19 protein-coding genes are annotated in these 22,447 nt (G+C 65.8%); 8 read left to right on the forward strand and 11 right to left on the reverse strand.

The window, feature by feature from the left end; genetic code table 11:
* Positions 1-39: 39 nt before the first annotated feature.
* Complete coding sequence (locus ACK8OU_RS06170; protein ID WP_410302486.1) at positions 40-351, reverse strand: ETC complex I subunit; 312 nt, start codon at positions 349-351, stop codon at positions 40-42.
* Positions 352-676: 325 nt separating this feature from the next.
* Between ACK8OU_RS06170 and uvrB the strand changes: the two genes are divergently transcribed.
* Together uvrB and ACK8OU_RS06180 are read left to right on the forward strand one after the other, a co-directional pair.
* Entirely contained in the window at positions 677-2,854 is a 2,178-nt protein-coding gene (uvrB, locus tag ACK8OU_RS06175; protein WP_410302487.1) for an excinuclease ABC subunit UvrB, read from the forward strand.
* A gap of 64 nt (positions 2,855-2,918) precedes the next feature.
* On the forward strand, positions 2,919-3,455 hold the full coding sequence (locus ACK8OU_RS06180) for a hypothetical protein (RefSeq protein ID WP_410302488.1): 537 nt from the start codon (positions 2,919-2,921) through the stop codon (positions 3,453-3,455).
* On the opposite strand, the gene parA is transcribed toward ACK8OU_RS06180, so the two are convergent.
* The 5 genes from parA to ACK8OU_RS06205 all read right to left on the reverse strand — a co-directional run bounded on the left by parA (position 3,452) and on the right by ACK8OU_RS06205 (position 9,375).
* The gene (gene parA / locus ACK8OU_RS06185) at positions 3,452-4,087 is read right to left on the reverse strand and encodes a ParA family partition ATPase (protein WP_410302489.1); all 636 of its coding nucleotides are present in this window, start codon (positions 4,085-4,087) and stop codon (positions 3,452-3,454) included. The genes ACK8OU_RS06180 and parA overlap by 4 nt on opposite strands.
* 73 nt (positions 4,088-4,160) lie before the next feature.
* Positions 4,161-5,447: a DUF3422 family protein gene (locus tag ACK8OU_RS06190; protein WP_410302490.1), complete on the reverse strand. Its 1,287-nt coding sequence runs from the start codon at positions 5,445-5,447 to the stop codon at positions 4,161-4,163.
* Between the two features lie 197 nt (positions 5,448-5,644).
* Positions 5,645-7,078: an NAD(P)(+) transhydrogenase (Re/Si-specific) subunit beta gene (locus ACK8OU_RS06195; RefSeq protein ID WP_410302491.1), complete on the reverse strand. Its 1,434-nt coding sequence runs from the start codon at positions 7,076-7,078 to the stop codon at positions 5,645-5,647.
* A gap of 15 nt (positions 7,079-7,093) precedes the next feature.
* Positions 7,094-8,668 carry a Re/Si-specific NAD(P)(+) transhydrogenase subunit alpha gene (locus ACK8OU_RS06200; protein ID WP_410302492.1) on the reverse strand — a complete coding sequence of 525 codons (1,575 nt, stop codon included), beginning with the start codon at positions 8,666-8,668 and terminating at the stop codon, positions 7,094-7,096.
* Positions 8,669-8,919: 251 nt separating this feature from the next.
* Entirely contained in the window at positions 8,920-9,375 is a 456-nt protein-coding gene (locus tag ACK8OU_RS06205; protein WP_410302493.1) for a methyltransferase family protein, read from the reverse strand.
* Positions 9,376-9,549: 174 nt separating this feature from the next.
* On the opposite strand from ACK8OU_RS06205, the gene kynU reads away from it, so the two are divergent.
* Positions 9,550-10,746, forward strand: a complete 1,197-nt coding sequence (kynU, locus tag ACK8OU_RS06210; RefSeq protein ID WP_410302494.1) for a kynureninase — start codon at positions 9,550-9,552, stop codon at positions 10,744-10,746.
* On the opposite strand, the gene ACK8OU_RS06215 is transcribed toward kynU, so the two are convergent.
* The 3 genes from ACK8OU_RS06215 to ACK8OU_RS06225 all read right to left on the reverse strand — a co-directional run bounded on the left by ACK8OU_RS06215 (position 10,739) and on the right by ACK8OU_RS06225 (position 14,193).
* On the reverse strand, positions 10,739-11,500 hold the full coding sequence (locus tag ACK8OU_RS06215) for a gamma-glutamyl-gamma-aminobutyrate hydrolase family protein (protein ID WP_410302495.1): 762 nt from the start codon (positions 11,498-11,500) through the stop codon (positions 10,739-10,741). The two genes, kynU and ACK8OU_RS06215, sit on opposite strands and share 8 nt — an antisense overlap.
* 109 nt (positions 11,501-11,609) lie before the next feature.
* Positions 11,610-12,035 (reverse strand): GlcG/HbpS family heme-binding protein, encoded by a 426-nt coding sequence (locus ACK8OU_RS06220; protein ID WP_410302496.1) that lies wholly within the window; start codon positions 12,033-12,035, stop codon positions 11,610-11,612.
* Between the two features lies 1 nt (position 12,036).
* Positions 12,037-14,193 carry a malate synthase G gene (locus ACK8OU_RS06225; protein ID WP_410302497.1) on the reverse strand — a complete coding sequence of 719 codons (2,157 nt, stop codon included), beginning with the start codon at positions 14,191-14,193 and terminating at the stop codon, positions 12,037-12,039.
* A 269-nt stretch (positions 14,194-14,462) separates the two neighbouring features.
* Between ACK8OU_RS06225 and pepN the strand changes: the two genes are divergently transcribed.
* The 3 genes from pepN (at position 14,463) to ACK8OU_RS06240 (ending at position 19,241) form a co-directional block, all read left to right on the forward strand.
* Positions 14,463-17,021, forward strand: coding sequence for an aminopeptidase N (pepN, locus tag ACK8OU_RS06230; protein WP_410302498.1), 2,559 nt, complete (start codon positions 14,463-14,465; stop codon positions 17,019-17,021).
* A 210-nt stretch (positions 17,022-17,231) separates the two neighbouring features.
* Positions 17,232-18,749, forward strand: coding sequence for an Asp-tRNA(Asn)/Glu-tRNA(Gln) amidotransferase subunit GatB (gene gatB / locus ACK8OU_RS06235; protein ID WP_410302499.1), 1,518 nt, complete (start codon positions 17,232-17,234; stop codon positions 18,747-18,749).
* A gap of 96 nt (positions 18,750-18,845) precedes the next feature.
* Positions 18,846-19,241, forward strand: coding sequence for a DUF4177 domain-containing protein (locus ACK8OU_RS06240; protein WP_410302500.1), 396 nt, complete (start codon positions 18,846-18,848; stop codon positions 19,239-19,241).
* A gap of 3 nt (positions 19,242-19,244) precedes the next feature.
* Here the strand turns inward: ACK8OU_RS06240 and ACK8OU_RS06245 are convergent, their stop codons facing one another.
* Positions 19,245-19,499, reverse strand: coding sequence for a BolA family protein (locus ACK8OU_RS06245; RefSeq protein WP_410302501.1), 255 nt, complete (start codon positions 19,497-19,499; stop codon positions 19,245-19,247).
* Positions 19,500-19,597: 98 nt separating this feature from the next.
* Here ACK8OU_RS06245 and ACK8OU_RS06250 point away from each other — a divergent pair, with 98 nt between their 5' ends.
* Complete coding sequence (locus ACK8OU_RS06250) at positions 19,598-20,227, forward strand: J domain-containing protein (protein ID WP_410302502.1); 630 nt, start codon at positions 19,598-19,600, stop codon at positions 20,225-20,227.
* Between the two features lie 110 nt (positions 20,228-20,337).
* Here ACK8OU_RS06250 and ACK8OU_RS06255 read toward each other — a convergent pair whose 3' ends face one another.
* Complete coding sequence (locus ACK8OU_RS06255) at positions 20,338-21,306, reverse strand: DUF808 domain-containing protein (protein ID WP_410302503.1); 969 nt, start codon at positions 21,304-21,306, stop codon at positions 20,338-20,340.
* A 151-nt stretch (positions 21,307-21,457) separates the two neighbouring features.
* Here ACK8OU_RS06255 and cobS point away from each other — a divergent pair, with 151 nt between their 5' ends.
* Positions 21,458-22,444 (forward strand): cobaltochelatase subunit CobS, encoded by a 987-nt coding sequence (gene cobS / locus ACK8OU_RS06260; protein ID WP_410302504.1) that lies wholly within the window; start codon positions 21,458-21,460, stop codon positions 22,442-22,444.
* Positions 22,445-22,447 lie beyond the last annotated feature (3 nt).

Genomic DNA, 22,447 nt, shown 5'->3' on the forward strand with positions numbered 1-22,447 from the left:
GCAAAGGCCTTGCCGGCGGGGCAAGGCGCATCGCCCCGATCAGTGCGTCCAGGCGCTGCGGCGGTCGGTCGCGAAATTCTCGCCATAGCCGCGCGGGCGAATGTTGGCGGCACGCTTGTGCGGTTCGGTCACGACGTAATCCAGGCCATGATCGCGGGCATAGGCCTCGGCGGCCTCACGGCTGTCGAATTTCAACCGGACCTGCGATTGGGTGTCGCCCGAACTGGTCCAGCCCATCAGGGGGTCAATCTCGCGCGCGTCGGCGGGCATGTAATCCAGATACCAGATCCGGGTCTTGGCCTGCCCCGACTGCATGGCGTTGCGGGCCGGTTGGTAGATACGCGCGCGCATGGCTTACCTCTTGCGAATGGGTCGCCTTTTATTAGTGGATCGGGCCAAAAGCGCAAGCCCTTGGCGGCGCGCCCGTTACCAGGCAAGGGGTGGCTGCCGGCCGGCTGGGGAGCGAGGGGTGGGGTGGTGCGCCCGCCGGCAGCCTTTTGCTGCTTGCCGGAACAAGATGCGAACAAACGCGACGCGACACAAGAAAAATTTCGCGCAATACACTGATATAAATCGTAAAATTCAGCACATCCTTTAACCCTTTCTTGACCTTTGCGCCAACCCCTTGCAACTACGGTAAAACAAGCCAAGTCTAGAGGGCTTGCAGAGGTCCGCGATGCCCCACAACACCACCAACGCCCCCGCCCCCCGCCCCGAGGTGCTGACCCGCCCGAAACTGGAAGGCGGCAAACGCTTTGCGATGAAGACCGAATTTTCCGCCGCGGGCGATCAGCCGACCGCGATCGCGGAACTGTCGCAAGGCGTGCTGACGGGCGAACGCAACCAGGTGCTGTTGGGCGCCACCGGCACCGGCAAGACCTTCACCATGGCCAAGGTCATCGAACAGACCCAGCGCCCGGCGATCATCCTGGCGCCCAACAAAACGCTGGCTGCGCAATTATATGGCGAATTCAAGGGCTTCTTCCCCGACAACGCGGTGGAATATTTCGTAAGCTATTACGATTATTATCAGCCCGAGGCCTATGTGGCCCGCACCGACACCTATATTGAAAAGGAAAGCCAGATCAACGAACAGATCGACCGGATGCGCCATTCGGCCACCCGGGCGCTGTTGGAACGCGACGACGTGATCATCGTGGCCTCGGTCAGTTGCATCTATGGCATCGGCTCGGTTGAAACCTATTCGGCGATGACCCAGGATATGGCGGTGGGCGGGCTTTTTGACCAGCGCAAGTTTCTGGCCGATCTGGTGGCGCAGCAATACAAGCGGCTGGATGCGGCATTTCAGCGCGGCGCCTTCCGCGTCAAGGGCGACACGATCGATCTGTGGCCCGCGCACCTTGAAGACCGCGCCTGGCGCTTTTCCTTCTTCGGCGAAGAGCTTGAGGCGATTACCGAATTCGATCCGCTGACCGGGGCCAGGACCGACAGTTTCGACAAGATCCGAATCTATGCCAACAGCCACTACGTCACCCCGCGCCCGACGCTGCAACAGGCGATCAAGGGCATCCGGGCGGAACTGGCGCAGCGGCTGAAACAGCTGACCAATGAGGGCAAGTTGCTGGAGGCGCAGCGGCTGGAACAGCGCACCAATTTCGACCTGGAAATGCTGGAGGCCACCGGCGTCTGCAACGGGATTGAAAACTACAGCCGCTATCTGACGGGCCGCGCGCCCGGTGAACCGCCCCCCACATTGTTCGAATTCATCCCCGACACTGCCATCGTCTTCGCCGACGAATCGCACGTCACCGTGCCGCAGATCGGCGGCATGTATCGCGGCGACTACCGGCGCAAGTTCACGCTGGCCGAACATGGGTTCCGCCTGCCGTCCTGCATGGACAACCGCCCCCTGAAGTTCGAGGAATGGGACGCGATGCGCCCGCAATCGGTCTTTGTCTCGGCCACGCCTGCCGCCTGGGAACTGGAACAGGCGCAGGGCATCTTCACCGAACAGGTGATCCGCCCCACCGGCCTGCTGGACCCCGAGGTGGAAATCCGCCCCGTGGAAACACAGGTCGACGATCTTCTGGACGAAATCCGCAAGGTCGCCGCCCGCGGCCTGCGCACGCTGGTCACCACCCTGACCAAGCGCATGGCCGAGGATCTGACCGAATATCTGCACGAACAGGGCATCCGCGTGCGCTATATGCATTCGGACATCGACACGATCGAGCGGATTGAAATCCTGCGCGACCTGCGGCTGGGGGCGTTTGACGTGCTGGTCGGCATCAACCTGCTGCGCGAAGGGCTGGATATTCCCGAATGCGGGCTGGTGGCGATTCTGGATGCCGACAAGGAAGGCTTCCTGCGGTCGGAAACCTCGCTGATCCAGACCATCGGGCGGGCCGCGCGCAATGCCGAAGGCCGCGTGATCATGTATGCCGACCGCATCACCGGCAGCATGGAACGCGCGCTGGCCGAAACCAACCGCCGCCGGGAAAAGCAGATCGCCTATAACACGGCGCATGGCATCACGCCGCAGACCGTCAAGAAGAACGTCGAGGATGTCCTGGCGGGCCTGTGGCAGGGCGACACCGACATGTCGCGCGTCACCGCCACCGTGGGCAAGATGCACGGCGCCAACCTGGAAATGCATCTGGACGGTCTGCGCACCGCCATGCGCAAGGCCGCCGAAAACCTGGAATTTGAGGAAGCCGCCCGTCTGCGCGACGAAGTCAAGCGGCTGGAAGCCGTCGATCTGGTGGTGTCCGACGATCCGCTGGCCCGCCAGTCCGCGGTGCAAGAGGCCGCCGATGCCGCCGTCAAGACCAGGGGGCGGTCCACCGCCGGTCGCCCCGGCCAGCGCGGCGGCGTCAAGCGCCGGGGCCGCTAGCTTGGCGCTTTACCTTTTTCGGCCAGCGCCTTAACCTTGCGCAAGACTTGAAGGGAATTTCCAGGTGACTTTTCGAAACATCGTTCTCACGGCGCTTTTTGCGCTTGCCTTTGCCGCACCCGCCCGTGCCGAGTTCCAGACCGAGACCTTGTTTTCGGCAAGAAACTGGACGGTGGAACTGACGCATGACACCTCTGACGGGCAATTGTGGTGTGCCGCGCAGACGGTCAACAACCGTGACCAGGCTTTCGACCTGACGGCCTTTGACACGGGCGCGATGACCGTGTTCTTTTTCGACCACAGCTGGGACCTGGCAGAACGCACGGTCGAGACATATGTGGACATCGATCGGTCGCGCTGGGAAATTGACGCCGATGCCGGGGGCATCGCGCTGTCCGTTTCGCTTGAAGACAAGGACAATGCCGCAGAATTCGTCAACGATCTGGCCAAGGGCCAGTCCTTGACGCTGCTGAACCTGCAAGAACGCAAGCTGGCCAGCTTTTCGCTGTCAGGATCACGCGCAGCCATCACCAGCCTGATGGAATGCTGGGAAAGCATCACCACAAGCAATCCGTTCCAGAAAGCCTCGGACCCGTTCTAAGACGAAAGCGCGCCCAGGACCTCCGCCATCAGCGCGTCAACCTCGGTATTGGCGGGGCCACGGCGCGCGGCCTCGGGGGCAGTCAGTCCCTGACCCAGGGTTTCGGCATAGACCACCCGGTGTGCCAGCTGCGATTCGGCCAGATCGGCCTCCAGCGTTGCGGCGGCGGCGGCGATTTCATCCCCCAGCCGGGTGCCGCGCTTGATGCGGTTCAACACCACCAGCGGCCGCTTGCCCATCCGCCGCGCCATATCCAGAACGCCCTCGGTCGCCCACAGGTCGACATGGCTGGCGCCCACCGGCACCAGCACCAGATCGGCCTCGCGCAGGGCCGGGCGCAGATCGCTGTCCACCTTGGGCGGCGTGTCGATGATAATGAAATCATGCAGCTTTTTCAGCTTGTCGCTTTCATAGGACACACCCCAGGCAGATGAGGTCGACAGCTCCACCCCCGCCGCGCCCAGACGTTCGCGGCGGGTCATGAACCACCGCCCCAACGACCCCTGTGGATCGGTATCCAGCAGCGCCACCGAATGCCCCGCCCGCGCCAGCGCCACCGCAAGGTTCACGGCAAGCGTCGTCTTGCCGGCCCCGCCCTTCTGTTGTGCGACCGCGATAATCCTGCCCGTCATGCTGCACCCCCTTGCCGCAGCGCAGCATCGCACGGATCGCCGCGAATTGCACCCCCCCGGGCGTTATCTTGGCCTAATGCCCCATCCGCTTGCGGATCCGCCGCACCATCAGCCAGACCAGCGCGATCACCAGCGGTGTCAGGGCGGCGGTCGCCATTTCCTTGCCCAGCCCCAGCACCCTTGCCACCGGATAAGCCAGATAGGCCGCCAGGCTGACCGCGTAATAGCTGATCGCCACGACCGACAGACCTTCGACCGTGTGCTGCAGTCGCAGCTGCAGATCCGCGCGGCGATCCATGCTTTCCAGCAGCTTCTGGTTCTGTGCAGACCGTTCCACATCGACCCGCGTACGCAACAGTTCACCCGCGCGGGCGGCGCGTTCCAGCATGGTGCGCAGCCGCGTCTCGGCCGATTTCACCGTGCGCATCGCCGGGTCATAGCGGCGCATCATGAATTCGGAAAACTTCTGCCGCCCCTCAAAGCGTGCCTCGCGCAGCACCTCGACCCGTTCTTTCACGATCGCCTCATAGGCGCCGGTCGCGCCAAAGCGGAAGGCATGTTCCACCGCCAGGCTTTCCAGTTCCGCCGAGATCGTCAGCAGCTCATCCAGCGCGGCCTCGGCGGGGCGGGTTTCATCGCGCATCCCCGTCATCAGCGCCGACAGCTGCGGGTCCAGCGCGTTCAGCCGCCCCATCAGCGCACGCGCCCGCCCAAGGCCCAACATCGACATGGCGCGATAGGTTTCCAGTTCGCAGATGCGCTGCACGATGCGCCCGATGCGCCCCGATCCGGTGCCGGGCCGGACAAAGACCGCAAAGCGCATCTGCCCGGCCGGATCGATGCGGAAATCGCCCGCGATCACCGCCGCGCCATCCAGCACCCAGGCGCAGACCAGGCTTTCGGGAACGAACCAGCCATCCAGCGCGGGGGCGATATCATCGGGGTCGTCGGGCAAGGTTTCGATGCGGATATTGACGGCCGCGATCCGCCGCCCCGGGGCCGCCCCGATCCAGTCGGCCGGAAAGACGGCGGCTTCCGCCGGGTCGAAGGGCCGGTCCGACACGCCCGGCGCATGGGCCAGGAAGGTGGTGAATTCGGTATGGCTTTCCCATTTCAGCGCATGGCGCCCGATCTGTCCGGTGTAATGCGTGGCCCCCGGCTGCGGATGGGCGGCACCATAACGGTCCAGCAGGGTCAGCAGATGGGCATGATCCTTGGCGCGGTCGCGGTTGGCCGCATCCAGCGGTTCCTTGATCGCCAGATAGACCACATGGCCCGGCGCCGAAATCCGCGGAAAGGGGCGGGCATGCAGTTCGTTGACAAGCGCATAGCGCTGGGGATGGTCGTCGATCGGGCGCATCGCGGGGTCCGGTATGGCTTGGGCAAAGGCGGGGCCTTCGGGAATGGGGTATCGGCGGAGCCGGCTTCAAATAGCACCGTCGGGCCAAGGGAAATCAAGCGTGTGAGGGTATGCACCGGGATACCGGGCATTTGTGCAACAGCCCCCAACGAAAAGGCCCCGCCGGGGCGGGGCCTTTGCTGTCATGTCGCGCGCGATCACTCGATCATCGGCAGCAGCTGGTCGACCGATTTTTTGGCGTCGCCATAGAACATGCGGGTGTTGTCCTTGTAGAACAGCGGGTTCTCGATGCCGGAATAGCCGGTGCCCTGGCCGCGTTTTGAGACGAAGACCTGCTTGGCCTTCCAGACCTCCAGCACCGGCATGCCGGCGATGGGGCTGTTGGGGTCTTCCTGGGCGGCGGGGTTCACGATGTCGTTCGAGCCGATGACGATGACCACATCCGTCGTGGGGAAGTCCTCGTTGATCTCATCCATTTCCAGAACGATGTCATAGGGAACCTTGGCCTCGGCCAGAAGCACGTTCATGTGCCCCGGCAGGCGGCCCGCGACGGGGTGGATGGCAAAGCGCACCTCTTTGCCCCTGGCGCGCAGCTTGCGCGTCAGTTCGGATACCGACTGCTGGGCCTGGGCCACCGCCATGCCATAGCCCGGCACGATGATGACGCTGTCGGCATCGTTCAGCGCCGCGGCCACGCCTTCGGCGTCGATCGCGATCTGTTCGCCCGTCACTTCCATCGCCGGACCCGTGGTGCCGCCAAAGCCGCCCAGGATCACGCTGACAAAGCTGCGGTTCATCGCCTTGCACATGATGTAGCTCAGGATCGCACCCGAGCTGCCGACCAGCGCGCCGACCACGATCAGCAGGTCGTTGCCAAGGCTGAAGCCGATCGCCGCCGCCGCCCAGCCCGAATAGCTGTTCAGCATCGACACCACCACCGGCATGTCGGCGCCGCCGATGCCCATGATCAGGTGATAGCCGATGAACAGCGCCGCCAGCGTCATCACGATCAGCGCCAGCGTGCCGCCCGACTGCAAATAGACCACCAGCAGCACGACCGAGATCAGCGCCGCACCCGCGTTCAGCGCATGACCGCCGGGCAGCTTTTTCGCCGCCGAGGTCACCTTGCCCGCCAGCTTGCCGAATGCGATGACCGACCCGGTGAAGGTGACCGCCCCGATGAACACGCCCAGGAAGGTCTCGACCCGCAGGATCGACACCTCGACCGGCGATTTATGCGCCAGAAGACCCGCGAACCCCGTCAGCGCGCCGCGCGCGACGTCATCCATCGCGAAGACCCGCGCCAGTTCCGCATGGGTGCCAAAGCCCACGAAAACCGCGGCCAGACCGACAAGGCTGTGCATCGCCGCGACAAGCTGCGGCATTTCGGTCATCTGGACCTTCTTGGCGACGATCCAGCCAATGATGCCGCCGCCCAGGATCAGCAGCAGCGACAGCCACCAAAGCCCCGCGCCGGGACCGACCAGCGTTGCCGCCACCGCCAGCGCCATGCCGACGATGCCGTACCAGACGGCGCGTTTCGCGCTTTCCTGCCCCGAAAGGCCGCCCAGCGACAGGATGAACAGAACAGCCGCAACCACATAGGCGGCGGTGGTGAAACCGAATTCCATGTTCCGGCCCTCCCTTTACGACTTCTGGAACATGGCGAGCATGCGACGCGTCACCATGAAACCGCCGAAGATGTTGATCCCGGCCATGAACACCGACAGCGCCGCCAGCACCAGCACCAGGAAGCTGCCCGACCCGATCTGCATCAGCGCGCCCAGGATGATGATCGAGGAAATCGCGTTGGTGACCGCCATCAGCGGCGTGTGCAGGCTGTGGCTGACGTTCCAGATCACCTGGAAGCCCACAAAGACCGACAGCACAAAGACGATGAAATGCTGCATGAAGCTGGCCGGGGCCACCAGGCCGACGGCCAGCAGCAGACCGCCGCTGATCGCCAGCAGCGCCACCTGATCGCGGGTCTGCTTGCGAAAGGCCGCCAGTTCCTGGGCCCGCTTTTCCCCGGGCGTCAGTTCCTTGGCCTTTTCCTTGGGCTTGGCGGCCGCGATCGCCTGCACCTTGGGCGGCGGCGGCGGGAAGGTGATCGCACCGGCATGCGTCACGGTCGCGCCGCGGATCACGTCGTCTTCCATGTTGTGGACGACCACGCCATCCTTGCCCGGCGTCAGATCCGCCATCATGTGGCGGATGTTGTTGGAATAAAGCGTCGACGATTGCGCCGCCATCCGGCTGGGGAAATCGGTATAGCCCACGATCGTCACGCCGTTGTCGCTGACCACCTTCCGGTCGGGCACCGTCAGGTCGCAATTGCCGCCGCGTTCCGCCGCAAGGTCGACCACGACCGAGCCGGGCTTCATCATCGCGACCATGTCGGCCAGCCACAGCTTCGGCGCATCGCGCCCCGGGATCAGCGCCGTGGTGATGACGATGTCCATTTCCGGGGCCAGTTCGCGGAACTTCTTCAGCTGCGCTTCGCGGAATTCCGGGCTTGAGGGCGCGGCATAGCCACCCGTGGCGGCGCCGTCCTGAACCTGATCCTCGAAATCAAGATAGACGAATTCCGCGCCCATCGATTCGATCTGTTCGGCCACCTCGGGGCGTACGTCAAACGCATAGGTGATCGCGCCAAGGCTGGTCGAGGTGCCGATCGCGGCAAGGCCCGCGACCCCCGCCCCCACAACCAGAACCTTCGCCGGCGGAACCTTGCCCGCCGCCGTCACCTGGCCCGTGAAGAAGCGGCCAAAGTTGTTGCCCGCCTCGATCACCGCGCGATAGCCCGCGATATTGGCCATCGACGACAGCGCGTCCATCTTCTGCGCACGGCTGATCCGCGGAACCATGTCCATCGCGATCACGCTTGCGCCCGTCTTGTTCGCAGCCTCCAGAAGATCCTTGTTCTGCGCCGGGTAGAAGAACGAGATCAGCGTCTGGTCCGCGCGCAGCCGCTTTACCTCCGCATCGCCGGGCGGGCGCACCTTCACAACGATGTCCACCGCCCCGAACAACGCAGCCGCATCGGGAACAACCGTCACACCCGCCGCCGCATAGGCCGCGTCCGAAAACCCGGCGCCGGCCCCCGCACCAGACTCAAGGAAACATTCATGGCCCAGCTTCTTCAGCTGAACCGCCGAATCCGGCGTCATCGCAACACGCGATTCCCCCTCAAAAATCTCCCTAGGAGCTCCGATCTTCAACGCTCTCTCCCCCTTCTCATGGCCAATTGGCCACGGTGGTCATGATATGGCCCGGAACGCATAACACCGCGCAATAATATTTCACAACGGCAATTCGCCGAACCTGCGGCGCAATTCCCGCCCAATGTGCCTTTGCGGCAAGCGGGCCTGCATCGCAAGCCCTTTGGCGCCGCTGCGACCCTTTGGCCGGTCAAGCCGGGCCCTTCCGCGGGCTTCGGGCGGGGAAAATGTTGCAGCGCGGCAACGATCGGCTACAGCCAGCGGCGTGTCCGGGCGGCGTAGCGCCGCCAGTCGGCGCCGAAACGGGCACGGATGCGGGTCTCTTCGCCCGCGATGAAGCGACGCGCGATCAGCGCCATGAAGCCCGGCACCAGCCAGATCGCCGCCAGACCGTCCCACCACAGCAAAAGGCCCGCCAGAATCAGCGCATCGGCCAGATAGATCGGGTTGCGCGACAGGGCAAAGGCCCCGCCCGTCACCAACGCCACCGGATCGCGGCGGGGGATGAAGGTGGTGTGGCGCGCCACCATCTGCGCCACCGCCACGACCATCAACGCCAGCCCCAGTCCGATCAGCACCATCCCCAGCACACGCCCGGGGCCAAAGGGGACCGGCACCACGCGCGCCACCCCCCAGCCCAGCACGGCAAACAGGCCAAGCCAGACCGGCGGCAGGTCGAACATCCGCAACGGCCTGACAAAACGCATCGGCGACTCCTTCCCCTGATCCTTCGCGCCCCTGATCCTTCGCGCGCCTGATCCTTCGCGCGCCTGATCCTTCGCGCCCCCGATCCTGCGCCCGATGACGCGCCGGGATCAAGGGGCAAGTGCTTGCCATTCCCCGGCGGGCGCGACACTCTGCCCCCCTGACGGAGGAACATGATGACAACCGACTTCACCGCGACCCGCGCCCTGTTCGACCTGCCCGAAGGGATGGTCTATCTGGATGGCAATTCGCTTGGCCCCCTGCCCCGGACGGTACCTGACCGCGTTGCGCGCACGATCCGCGACGAATGGGGCGGGATGCTGATTTCGGCGTGGAACAAGGCGGACTGGATGGCGATGCCGCGCCGCGTGGGCGACCGGGTGGCGCGGCTGATCGGGGCGGAACCGGGCAGCGTGGTGATGGGCGACACGCTGTCGATCAAGGTCTATCAGGCGATCGCCGCAGGCCTGGACATGAACCCGGCGCGGCGCGTGATCCTGTCGGACAGCGGCAATTTCCCCACCGACCTTTACATGGCCGAGGGGCTGTGCCGGACGCTGGGTGCCGATTACCGGCTGAAGGTCGTGGCCCCCGAAGATGTGGCAGACGCAATCGACGACACGGTGGCGGTGCTGATGCTGACCGAGGTCGATTACCGCACCGGCCGGCGCCATGACATGGCCGCGCTGACCGCGCGGGCCCATGCCGCGGGCGCCATCACCGTCTGGGATCTGGCCCATTCCGCGGGTGCCTTCCCGGTCGATCTGGCCGGCGCGGGGGCGGATTTCGCGGTGGGCTGCACCTATAAATACCTCAACTCCGGCCCCGGCGGCCCGGCCTTCATCTATGTGGCCCCGCGCCATGCCGATCGGGCCGTGCCCGCGCTGTCGGGATGGCTGGGCCATGCCGCGCCTTTCGCGTTTGACCTGTCCTACCGCCCCGGCACAGGCGTTGAGCGGATGCGGGTGGGCACGCCGCCGATCCTGCAACTGGCCGCGCTGGATGCGGCGCTGGATGTCTGGGACGGGGTGGCGATGACCGATATCCGCGCGGCCTCGCTGGCGCTGGCGGATCGCTTCATCGCGGGCGTTGCGGCCGCCTGCCCCGACCTGCGCCTTGTCACCCCGCGCGATCCGGCGATCCGGGGCAGCCAGGTCAGCTTTGCCCATCCCGAAGGCTATGCCATCATGCAGGCGCTGATCGCGCGCGGCGTGGTGGGCGATTTCCGCGCCCCCGACATCCTGCGCTTCGGGATCACCCCGCTTTACATCGGCACGGCCGAGATCGACCGCGCGGTCGAGGTTCTGGCCAAGGTGATGCGCGACCGGCTGTGGGACCGGTCCGAATACCGCGAACGCGCGGCCGTCACCTGACGCGCCGCGCCGCCGCCCAGGCCCGGACCGCATCGCCAAAGGCCCGGAACAGCGGGCGCGACACCGGGTCATCGGCGGCATTCCATTCGGGATGCCACTGCACCGACAGGGTAAAGCCCGGCGCATCGGCGACATGGATCGCCTCGGGTGTGCCATCCTCGGCCCGGCCTTCGATCACGACGCGGGGCCCGGGCTGGCAAATCCCCTGACCGTGCAGGGTGTTGGTCATCACCTCGGTCGCGCCCAGGATCTGATGAAAGCACCCGCCCTCGGTCAGCCGCACGATGTGGCGCAGGGCAAAGCTTTCCTCAAGCGTGCCTTCGGGCGGCATGCGGTGGTTCATCCGCCCCGGCAGGTCGCGGATTTCGGGGTGCAGCGTGCCGCCCATGGCCACGTTCACCTCCTGGAACCCGCGGCAAATGCCGAAGACGGGCTGGCCACGGTCCACGCAGGCCCGGATCAGCGGCAGCGCCACCGCATCGCGCGCCCGGTCAAAGGCGCCGTGCGCGGGGGTTTCCTCCTGCCCGTATTCGGACGGATGCACATTGGGCCGCCCCCCCGTCAGCAGGAAGCCGTCACAGACCGCCAGCAGGTCTTCGACCCGGACCAGCCGCGGATCCGCGGGAATCACCAGCGGCACGCAATCGGCCACCTGCGCCACCGCCTCGGAATTCATCGTGCCCCCGGCATGCACCGGGTAGCGGTCATTGATTTCATAGGCATTGCCGATGACGCCCACAACGGGTCTGGACATGGTGCCCCCCTGGCTTTGCGCAAGCCTAAGGGCGGACCGCGCGCCTGAAAAGAGGATGCCGCGCACAGGGCCTGCGCGCGGCATCGCAAAATGCGCCGGTCAGGGCAGATCAGGCCTCGCCCGCCAGCCCCGCCGCCTCGATGCCGGCCAGCGCCGCCGCGGCATCGTTGTCCGAGGTGTCACCCGTGACGCCCACCGCGCCGATCACCGTGCCAGCGCCGTCGCGCACCAGAACCCCGCCCGGCACCGGCATCACCTGCCCGCCAAAGGCGCCATTCACCGCGGCCATGAAATAGGCCTGCGATTCGGCCCGCGCCATCTGCGCCTTGCCGCCCATGCCCAGCATGATCGACCCATAGGCCTTGGCGCGCGCAATCCCGAACCGGCCGGGGCTGGCGCCATTGCCGCGTTCAAAGGCGATCGGGTGGCCGCCCGCATCCAGCACCACGACCGACAGCGGCTTCCAGCCCGCGTCGCGGCCATGGGCCATTGCCACGTCGATGATCCGCTTGGCGGCTTCCAAAGTCAGTGCCATGTCAGTTCCCTTCCTTCACCTGGGCGCGGCGCTGGTGCAGCACCGGTTCAGTATAGCCCGAGGGCTGCACCCGCCCCAGAAACACCAGATCACAGGCCGCCTGGAAGGCCAGGCCGTCAAAGCCCGGCGCCATCGGCCGATAGGCCGGGTCGCCTTGGTTCTGGCGGTCGACGACGGCGGCCATCTTGCGCATCGCCTCCATCACGCGGCCTTCGGTGACCACGCCGTGATGCAGCCAGTTGGCCAGCGCCTGCGAGCTGATCCGGCAGGTCGCGCGGTCCTCCATCAGGCCCACATCGTGGATGTCCGGCACCTTGGAACAACCGACGCCCTGATCGACCCAGCGCACGACATAGCCAAGGATGCCCTGGGCGTTGTTCTCGATCTCATCGGTGATCTCGGCCTCGGAATAATTCTTGCCGGTGGCCAGCGGGATCGTCAGCAGGTCATCCAGCCGCGCGGGGCGGTTCAGCGCCGCGATCTCGGCCTGGCGGGCCTTGACGTCGACCTTGTGGTAATGCGTGGCATGCAGCGTCGCCGCCGTCGGGCTGGGCACCCAGGCGCAGTTGGCGCCGGCGCGCGGATGGCCGATCTTGGCCTCCAGCATCTCGGCCATGCGGTCGGGCATCGCCCACATCCCCTTGCCGATCTGGGCCTTGCCCGCCAGCCCGCAGGCCAGGCCGATATCGACATTGCGGTCTTCATAGGCGGAAATCCAGGGCTGCGATTTCATCTCGCCCTTGCGCAGCATCGGCCCGGCCTCCATCGAGGTGTGGATTTCATCGCCGGTGCGATCCAGGAAGCCGGTGTTGATGAAGGCCACGCGGTTCTGCGCCGCGCGGATGCATTCCTTCAGGTTCGCGCTGGTGCGGCGTTCCTCATCCATGATGCCCAGCTTGACGGTGTAACGCGGCAGGCCCAGCACCGCCTCGACCCGGTCAAAGATTTCGCTGGCAAAGGCGACCTCTTCGGGGCCGTGCATCTTGGGTTTCACCACATAGACCGACCCGGTGGTGGAATTGCGCGCGCCCCCGGCCTTGCGCAGGTCATGGATGGCGCACAACGTGGTGACCATCGCATCCATCAGACCTTCGGGAATTTCCTGCCCCCCCGCATCCAGGATCGCGGGGTTCGTCATCAGATGGCCCACGTTGCGCACCAGCATCAGCGCGCGACCCTTCAGCACAAGTTGCCCGCCATCGGGCGCGGTGAAGTGCAGATCGGGGGCCAGCGCCCGGGTAAAGGTCTTGCCACCCTTTTCCACCTGTTCGGCCAGATCGCCCTTCATCAGGCCCAGCCAGTTGGAATAGGCCAGCACCTTGTCGGCTGCATCGACCGCAGCCACCGAATCCTCGCAATCCATGATCGAGGACAGCGCCGATTCAAGCCGGACATCGGCGATGTGCGCCGGATCGGTGCGCCCGATCGGATGATCGGCGTTCACATCAAGAATGATGTGCAGGTCATTGTTCGCAAGCAGAATCGCGGACGGCGCGTCCGCCACGCCCTGATAGCCCGCGAATTGCGCAGGCGTCTTCAGCCCCGTTTCCCCTTGCGTGGTGACCACCAGCGCGCCATCGCGCACCGCGATCGCGCTGACCTCGGCCCAGGACCCGGTGGCCAGGGGCGCGACCTCATCCAGGAACGCCTTGGCCCAGGCAATCACCCGCGCCCCGCGCGCCGGATCGAAACCGCCGCCCGCGGGCAGATCGCCCAGCGCATCGGTGCCGTACAGCGCATCATACAGGCTGCCCCAGCGCGCATTCGCGGCATTCAGCGCATAGCGCGCGTTCATGATCGGCACCACCAGCTGCGGGCCGCATTGGGTGGCGAATTCGGGATCGGTCGGGCCGGTTTCGATGGTGAAATCGGGGCCCTCGGGCAGAAGATAGCCGATTTCGGTCAGGAAGGCCTTGTAGGCGGCGGCATCATGCGGCTGGCCGCGGCGGGCCAGGTGCCAGGCGTCGATCCGGGCCTGAATCTCTTCCCGCCTGGCCAGGAGCGCGCGGTTCTTCGGCGCCAGATCGCGCACGATGTCCGAAAAGCCCTTCCAGAAGGCCCCGGCGCTGACCCCGGTGCCCGGAAGCGCCACGGTTTCGATGAATTCGACCAGCTGCGGATCGACCGACAATGCCTCACGCGCGATACGTTCGCTCATGCTTGCTCCCCCGTTTCGGCCCCGATCCGGGGCGATTGCCGTACTCTAATGGCGGCTTGCACAAAATCGGTCAAGATACTTTACCAGTCAGGCCGGGATTGATCCTGATTGCCCGCCTGCCACGCCGGACCATAGCGCAGCCGCGCGCCATGCCCAAGCCGGGATGCCGAAAGCCTGGCAAGAGAGCGCCGCAGTTGAACCCCGCCGAGGATCACCCTAACCTGCGCCGCCGCGATCCGGTTCGCCCGGACCACCTGCAGGAGCCCGTGATGAACACCACCCCCGCCGCCCCCACCCGCCTGGCCGATTACGCGCCCTGGCCGTTCCGTCTGGATCAGGTGCATCTGCAGTTTCGCCTGCACCCCGGCGCGACCCGCGTCCGCGCCCGGCTGCAGCTGGCGCCCCGGGGCAGCGGTCAGGCGATGGTGCTGGATGGCGAGGCGCTGCGCCTGATTTCGGCGACGGTCGATGGCGTCACGCTGACGCCCGCCGATTACCGGCTGACCGACACCGGCCTGACGATTCACCCCGCCGCCCTGCCCGATACCCCCTTCACGCTGGAAACCGAGGTCGAGATCGCGCCCGAAACCAATACCGCGCTGGAAGGCCTTTACATGTCGCGCGGCATGTATTGCACCCAATGCGAGGCCGAGGGGTTCCGCAAGATCACCTTCTACCCCGACCGCCCCGATGTGATGGCCCGCTTCCGCGTGCGCATCGAAAGCGATCTGCCGGTGTTGCTGTCGAACGGCAACCCGGTGGCGCAAGGCAAGGGTTGGGCCGAATGGGACGATCCCTGGCCCAAGCCCGCCTATCTGTTCGCGCTGGTCGCGGGCGATCTGGTCGCCCATTCCGACCGCTTCACCACGATGTCGGGGCGCAAGGTCGCGCTGAACATCTGGGTCCGCCCCGGCGATCAGGACCGCTGCGCCTTCGCCATGGAGGCGCTGAAACAGTCCATGCGCTGGGACGAAACCGCCTATGGCCGCGAATATGATCTGGATGTGTTCAACATCGTCGCCGTGGACGATTTCAACATGGGCGCGATGGAAAACAAGGGCCTGAACATCTTCAACTCGAAATGGGTGCTCGCCAGCCCCGAAACCGCGACCGACGCCGATTTCGAACGAATTGAGGGCATCATCGCACATGAGTATTTCCACAACTGGACCGGCAACCGCATCACCTGCCGCGACTGGTTCCAGCTGTGCCTGAAAGAGGGGCTGACGGTGTTCCGCGACCAGCAGTTCACCGCCGACATGCGCCTGGGCCCGGTCAAGCGCATCGAGGATGTGATGGCCCTGCGCGCCCGCCAGTTCCGCGAGGATCAGGGCCCGCTGGCCCATCCCGTCCGCCCGCAGGAATACCGCGAGATCAACAATTTCTACACCGCCACCATCTACGAAAAGGGCGCCGAGGTGGTCGGCATGCTCAAACGTCTGGTGGGCGATGACGGCTACGCCCGGGCGCTGGATCTGTATTTCACCCGCCACGACGGCCAGGCCTGCACGATCGAGGATTGGCTGAAGGTGTTCCAGGATGTGACGGGCCGCGATCTGACCCAGTTCAGGCGCTGGTACACCGATGCCGGCACCCCGCGCCTGCGCGTGACCGGGGACTGGGCCGATGGCACCTATACGCTCACGTTCGAGCAATCCACGCCCCCCACGCCGGGCCAGCGCGACAAGCCGCCGCGCGTGATCCCTATTGCCGTGGGCCTGCTGTCGCCCAATGGCGATGAGGTGATGCCGACGCGTGTGCTCGAAATGACCGAAACCCGGCAAAGTTTCACCTTCCCCGGCCTTGGCGCCCGCCCGGTGCCGTCAATCCTGCGCGGTTTTTCGGCCCCCGTGGTGCTGGAACGCGACACAAACCCCGGCGAACAGGCCTTTCTGCTGGCCCATGACACCGACCCCTTCAATCGCTGGGAAGCGGGCCGCGGCCTTGCACGCCAGGCGCTGATGGCGATGGCCACGGGCGGCGCGCCCGACCCCGCGCATCTTGATGCCGTGGGCCATGTGCTGGCCGATGACACCGCCGACCCCGCCTTCCGCGCGCTGGTGCTGCGCCTGCCCGGCGCCGAAGAGATCGCCCAGGCCCTGCATGAGACGGGCAAGACCCCCGACCCCGACGCGATCCATGCCGCGCGCCTGGCCCTGGCCCGCGCGCTGGCCGACCGGCATGAACCGCTGCTGGACCGGCTGTATCGGCAAATGGAAGTGCCCGGCCCCTATTCCCCCGAAGCCGCCCCCGCGGGCCAGCGCGCGCTGCGGCTGGCCTGCCTGTCGCTGCTGTCGCGCCGCGACGGCGGGGCACGGGCCCGGGCGCTGTTCACCCAGGCCCGCAACATGACCGAGTCGCTGGGCGCGCTGACCTGCCTGATCGAGGCGGACTGCGGCGCCGATGCGCTTGCCGCCTTCCGCAGCCGCTGGGAAGGCGACAGGCTGGTCATGGACAAGTGGTTCATGGTGCAAATGGCCCATTGCCCGCCCGCCGTGGCCCCGGCACTGGCCGCAACGCTGGCCCGCGACCCCGCCTTCGACTGGAAGACCCCCAACCGCTTCCGGGCGCTGCTGGGCGGGCTTGCGGCCAACCACGCAGGCTTTCACCATGCCTCGGGCGCGGGCTATGCCTTCTATGCCGACTGGCTGATCCGGCTGGACCCGGTAAACCCGCAAACCGCCGCGCGCATGTCCACCGCCTTTGAAACCTGGGCGCGCCATGATGCTTCGCGCCGCACGCTGGCCCGCGCCGCGCTGACCCGCATCGCCGCCACCCCGGACCTGAGCCCCGATCTGCGGGAAATGACCGCGCGGCTTCTGGGCTGAACGGACGCACGCGGCCCGCGCCGGGGGCTCTGCCCCCGGACCCCCGAGGTATTTGCGGCAAGATGAAAGCGCGTGGGCTTCTTCTTGGCAAAAATACTCATGATCCGCCGCCAGCCCCGCAGAGCCGGCGGCGGTGGTCTTTCCCGAAGGCTTGCCCCTCCCTCGCCCCTGGCCTAGAAGGCGAAAGCCCGCCAAGGAAGGACGTGACCCATGCTTGATCATCTTGCCTGCAAAGCCCCCGAACCCAAAGTGATCGCCGGTGCCAAGGCCGATTGGGAACTGGTGATCGGCCTTGAGGTCCATGCGCAGGTGGCCTCGAACGCCAAGCTGTTTTCGGGCGCCTCGACCACCTTCGGGGCGGAGCCCAATTCCAACGTGGCCTTTGTCGATGCCGCGATGCCCGGGATGCTGCCGGTGATCAACGAATTCTGCGTGGCCCAGGCGGTGCGCACGGGGCTGGGGCTGAAGGCGCAGATCAATCTGGTCTCGGCCTTCGACCGCAAGAACTATTTCTACCCCGACCTGCCGCAGGGCTATCAGATTTCGCAGCTCTACCACCCGATCGTCGGCGAGGGCGAGATCATCGTGGACATGGGACCGGGCGTGGCGCGTCGCGTGCGGATCGAACGCATCCACCTGGAACAGGACGCGGGCAAGTCGATTCACGACATGGACCCGAACATGTCCTTCGTGGACCTCAACCGCACCGGTGTGGCGCTGATGGAGATCGTCAGCCGCCCCGACATCCGCGGCCCCGAGGAGGCCGCAGCCTATGTGGCCAAGCTGCGCCAGATCCTGCGCTACCTTGGCACCTGCGATGGCAACATGCAGAACGGCAACCTGCGCTGCGATGTCAACGTCTCGGTCTGCCGCCCCGGCGCCTATGAACGCTGGCAGGAAACCGGCGATTTCGGCCATCTGGGCACGCGCTGCGAAATCAAGAACATGAACTCGATGCGCTTCATCCAAGCCGCAATCGACTATGAAGCCCGCCGCCAGATCGCCATTGTCGAGGATGGCGGCACCGTGGTGCAGGAAACGCGCCTATACGATCCCGACAAGGGCGAGACGCGGTCGATGCGGTCGAAGGAAGAGGCGCATGACTATCGCTATTTCCCCTGTCCCGACCTGCTGCCGCTGGAAATCGAGCAGGCGTGGGTCGATGACATCGCGGCCTCAATGCCCGAATTGCCCGATGAGAAAAAGGCGCGGTTCGTCAGCGAACTGGGGCTTTCGGAATATGACGCGGACGTGCTGACCGCCGAGGTCGAGAATGCCGACTTCTTCGAAGCGGTCGTGGCGGCCTGTGGCGATGGCAAGCTGGCCGCGAACTGGGTCATCAATGAACTGTTCGGCCGACTGAAGAAGGAAGGCCATGAAATCGGCGACAGCCCCGTGACGCCGCCGCAGCTGGGCGGCATCATCACGCTGATCAAGGCGGGCGACATTTCGGGCAAGATCGCCAAGGACCTGTTCGAGATCGTCTGGACCGAAGGCGGCGACCCGGCGGCCATCGTCGAGGCGCGCGGCATGAAGCAGGTCACCGACCTTTCCGCGATCGAAAAGGCGGTGGACGACATCATCGCCGCCAACCCCGCGCAGGTGGAAAAGGCCAGGGCAAACCCGAAACTTGCAGGCTGGTTCACCGGCCAGGTCATCAAGGCCTCGGGCGGCAAGGCCAACCCGGCCGCGGTGAACGAAATCGTGGCAAAGAAGCTGGGGCTGTAACAGCCCCCGCCCGCGGCTTAGCGGCCCGGTTCACCGCATCGTCAATTGACCACGGGGCAGGCCCGGTTAGAACGGCCCCGAACAAGAGGTGTGCCGATGCAGCAATTTGAATACCGGGTGATCCCCGCCCCCGCGAAGGGTGAAAAGGACCGTGGCCTGAAGACCGGGGCGGAACGCTTTGCCCATGCCCTGACCCGCGCGATGAACGACATGGCGCGCGATGGCTGGGAATATCTGCGCGCCGATACCCTGCCAGCCGAGGAACGCAGCGGGCTGACCTCGAAGACCACGGTCTATCACAACCTTCTGGTGTTCCGCCGCGCGGTTGCGGCGGGGGCAGACCCGGGCCGTGTGCAGCCGCCGCCCCCCGAACGGGCAGAGGCGCCCCCGGCACAGGCCCACCCCGAAGAACCCAAGGCGCGCCGTCTGCTGGCCGAAACGCCCGAAGGCGCCGCCCCCCGGCTGGGCCCGGCCGCCGCCAGCATGGCCTAGGCGCTAGCTCTCGATTTCCAGCGCAAGCGCGTGGATGCGGGCCAGCAGGTCCGGCCCCAGCACCGCATGGATCGCCCGGTGCCGCGCCAGCCGTGACATCGGCGCGAAGGCGGCGGCTGCGATGCGCACCCGGAAGTGGCTTTCGCCCTCGGGCCGGGCACCGGCATGGCCCGCATGGCGCGCGCTTTCATCGATCACCTCCAGCCTGTCGGGCTGGAATTGCATCAGCCGCGCCCTTATCTCATCCACCACCGGCATTTTTCCGCCACGCCCCCTTCCACCCCCCGTGAAAACCCCTAAACTTTGTGGCCCGAGTCGCACCGGCTGGTCAACAGACCCGGCACAAGAGACGCATGATGAGCAGAAACGACCCCTTCGGATTCGATATCTCCGCCGCCTCCGACAAGAAGCGCCGCCAGAAAGGCAAGCGCGGGATGTCGGGCGCGTTCGACACCTCGACCCGCGTCTGCGACAAGGAAGGCTGCAATGAGCCCGGCCAGTATCGCGCGCCCAAAAGCCCCAAGGTGCTGGATGACTATTACTGGTTCTGCAAGGACCATGTGCGCGAATACAACCTGAACTGGAACTATTTCCAGGGCCAGTCCGAGGCGGAATTCCAGGCCTTCCTTGACAATGCCACGGTCTGGGAACGCCCCACACGCCCCTTCAACCACGCCAATGACGAGGCGCGCGGCTGGGCGCGGCACGGCATTTCCGACCCGATGGAAATTCTGGGCGCCAATGCCACGCAAAACCCGGGCCGTCAGGTCGTGGGGCGCAAGCTGCCCCCCACGGAACGGCGCGCACTGGACATCCTGGATGCCAGGGACAGCATGACCAAGCCTGAAATCCGCAAGCTCTACAAGGCGCTGATCAAGGTGCTGCATCCCGACATGAACGGCGGTGACCGCAGTCAGGAAGAAATGCTGCAACAGGTCGTCTGGGCCTGGGATCAGATCAAGGACAGCCGCAACTTCAAGGACTGATCCGGGCCGGATCAAGGCCCCGCCTGGCCCCTTCTTCTTGGCCAAAATACTCCGGGGGTGCAGAGGGGGCAGCGCCCCCTGCCCCGGCCCCGGCGCCTCTTGCCCCCGGCTCAGGCGCGGCGGGACCCTCCGCGCAGCGCGCGGACCGTCGGGTTGATCAGCCGCGCCACGACCGGGATCAACCCCAGCCCAAGCGCCAGGCCAAAGACGCCGTCGAACAGCGCGGTGACGGCCCAGGCCACCGCACCGGGCGCGCGCCCCAGGGCCGCAGCGGCCCCCCCGGCCTGATGATGGATCCAGTCATAAGGGCCATGCCAGCCAAGGTCTGCCAGCCCATGCAGCACGATGGACCCGCCGACCCAGATCATCGCCGCCGTGCCCACCACCATCAGCGCCTTCATGAAATGGGGCATGAAGGCGACGATGCCGCGCCCCAGCGCGCGGGTCGGCGCCAGCCGCCCGACGCGCGCCAGCCACAGCCCGGCATCATCGGCTTTCACGATCAGCGCCACCCCGCCATAGACCGCCACGGTGATGCCCACCGCCACCACCGCCAGCGTCAGCGCCTGCATCACCACCCCCTGCGCGGGCAGGGCTGCCAGGGCAATGGTCATGATCTCGGCCGACAGGATGAAATCGGTCTTGACCGCGCCCGCGACCTTTTCCGCCTCAAGGTGCAGCGGGTCGCCCACGGGGTCGACATGGCCATCGGCATGGGGCGTGTGGGGCTGGAACAGATGCCAGACCTTTTCCGCCCCCTCAAAGCACAGATAGCCCCCGCCCAGCATCAAAAGCGGCGTGATCGCCCAGGGCGCGAAGGCCGACAGCAACAGCGCCGCCGGCAGCAGGATCAGCAGCTTGTTGCGGATCGAACCCAGCGCGATCTTGCCCACGATCGGCAATTCGCGCGCCGGCGCAAAGCCATGCACATATTTCGGCGTCACCGCCGCATCGTCGATGACCGCGCCCGCCGCCTTGGCACCCGCCTTGGCGGCCTGCCCCGCCACATCGTCGATGCTTGCCGCCGCGACCTTGGCGATGCCCGCCACGTCATCCAACAGCGCCAGAAGGCCACTCATCCCCGATCTCCTGCAAGGAACCCACGCCAAACTAGCGCGGGCGCGCGAACGCGGCAATCCACCGCCTTCCCCTTGCACGCCCGGGCGATATGATCCACAACTTTCCCAGGCCGCCCGATCGGGGCGCGCGCGCGAGACAACCCGGATAGAATTGGCGGACGGCATGCTGGATCACAACGCGAAACCCACCGAAGACATCTCCGTACGGGACGTTTTCGGGATCGATACCGAGATGAAGGTGAAGGGCTTTGCCGAACGCACCGACCGTGTGCCGGAACTCGACCCGACCTACAAGTTCGACCCCGACACCACGCTGGCCATTCTGGCAGGCTTTGCCTACAATCGCCGCGTGATGATCCAGGGCTATCATGGCACCGGCAAATCCACCCATATCGAACAGGTCGCCGCCCGGCTGAACTGGCCCTGCGTGCGGGTGAACCTGGACAGCCACATCAGCCGGATCGACCTGATCGGCAAGGATGCGATCAAGCTGCGCGACGGCAAGCAGGTGACCGAATTCCACGAAGGCATCCTGCCCTGGGCCTTGCGCAACCCCGTCGCCATCGTCTTCGATGAATATGACGCGGGCCGCCCCGACGTGATGTTCGTGATCCAGCGCGTTCTGGAACATGACGGCAAGCTGACGCTGCTGGACCAGAATGAAATCATCACCCCCAACCCGTTCTTCCGGCTGTTTGCCACGGCCAACACTGTGGGCCTTGGCGACACGACGGGCCTGTATCACGGCGTGCAGCAGATCAACCAGGCACAGATGGACCGCTGGAGCCTGGTGGCCACGCTGAACTATCTGTCGCATGACGCCGAAACCGCGATCGTCCTGGCCAAGACCCCGCATTACAACACCGAAAAAGGCCGCAAGACGATCAGCCAGATGGTGCATGTCGCCGATCTGACCCGCACCGCCTTCATGAACGGCGATCTGTCCACGGTCATGTCGCCGCGCACGGTGATCACCTGGGCGCAGAACGCGGAAATCTTCCGCAACGTGGGCTATGCCTTCCGGCTGACCTTCCTGAACAAATGCGACGAACTGGAACGCCAGACGGTTGCCGAATTCTACCAGCGCCTCTTTGATGAGGAGCTTCCCGAAAGTGCTGCGGCCCAGGCGATACGGTAAGGC

The organism is Pontitalea aquivivens (assembly GCF_046507575.1).
Classification (GTDB): domain Bacteria; phylum Pseudomonadota; class Alphaproteobacteria; order Rhodobacterales; family Rhodobacteraceae; genus Pontitalea; species Pontitalea aquivivens.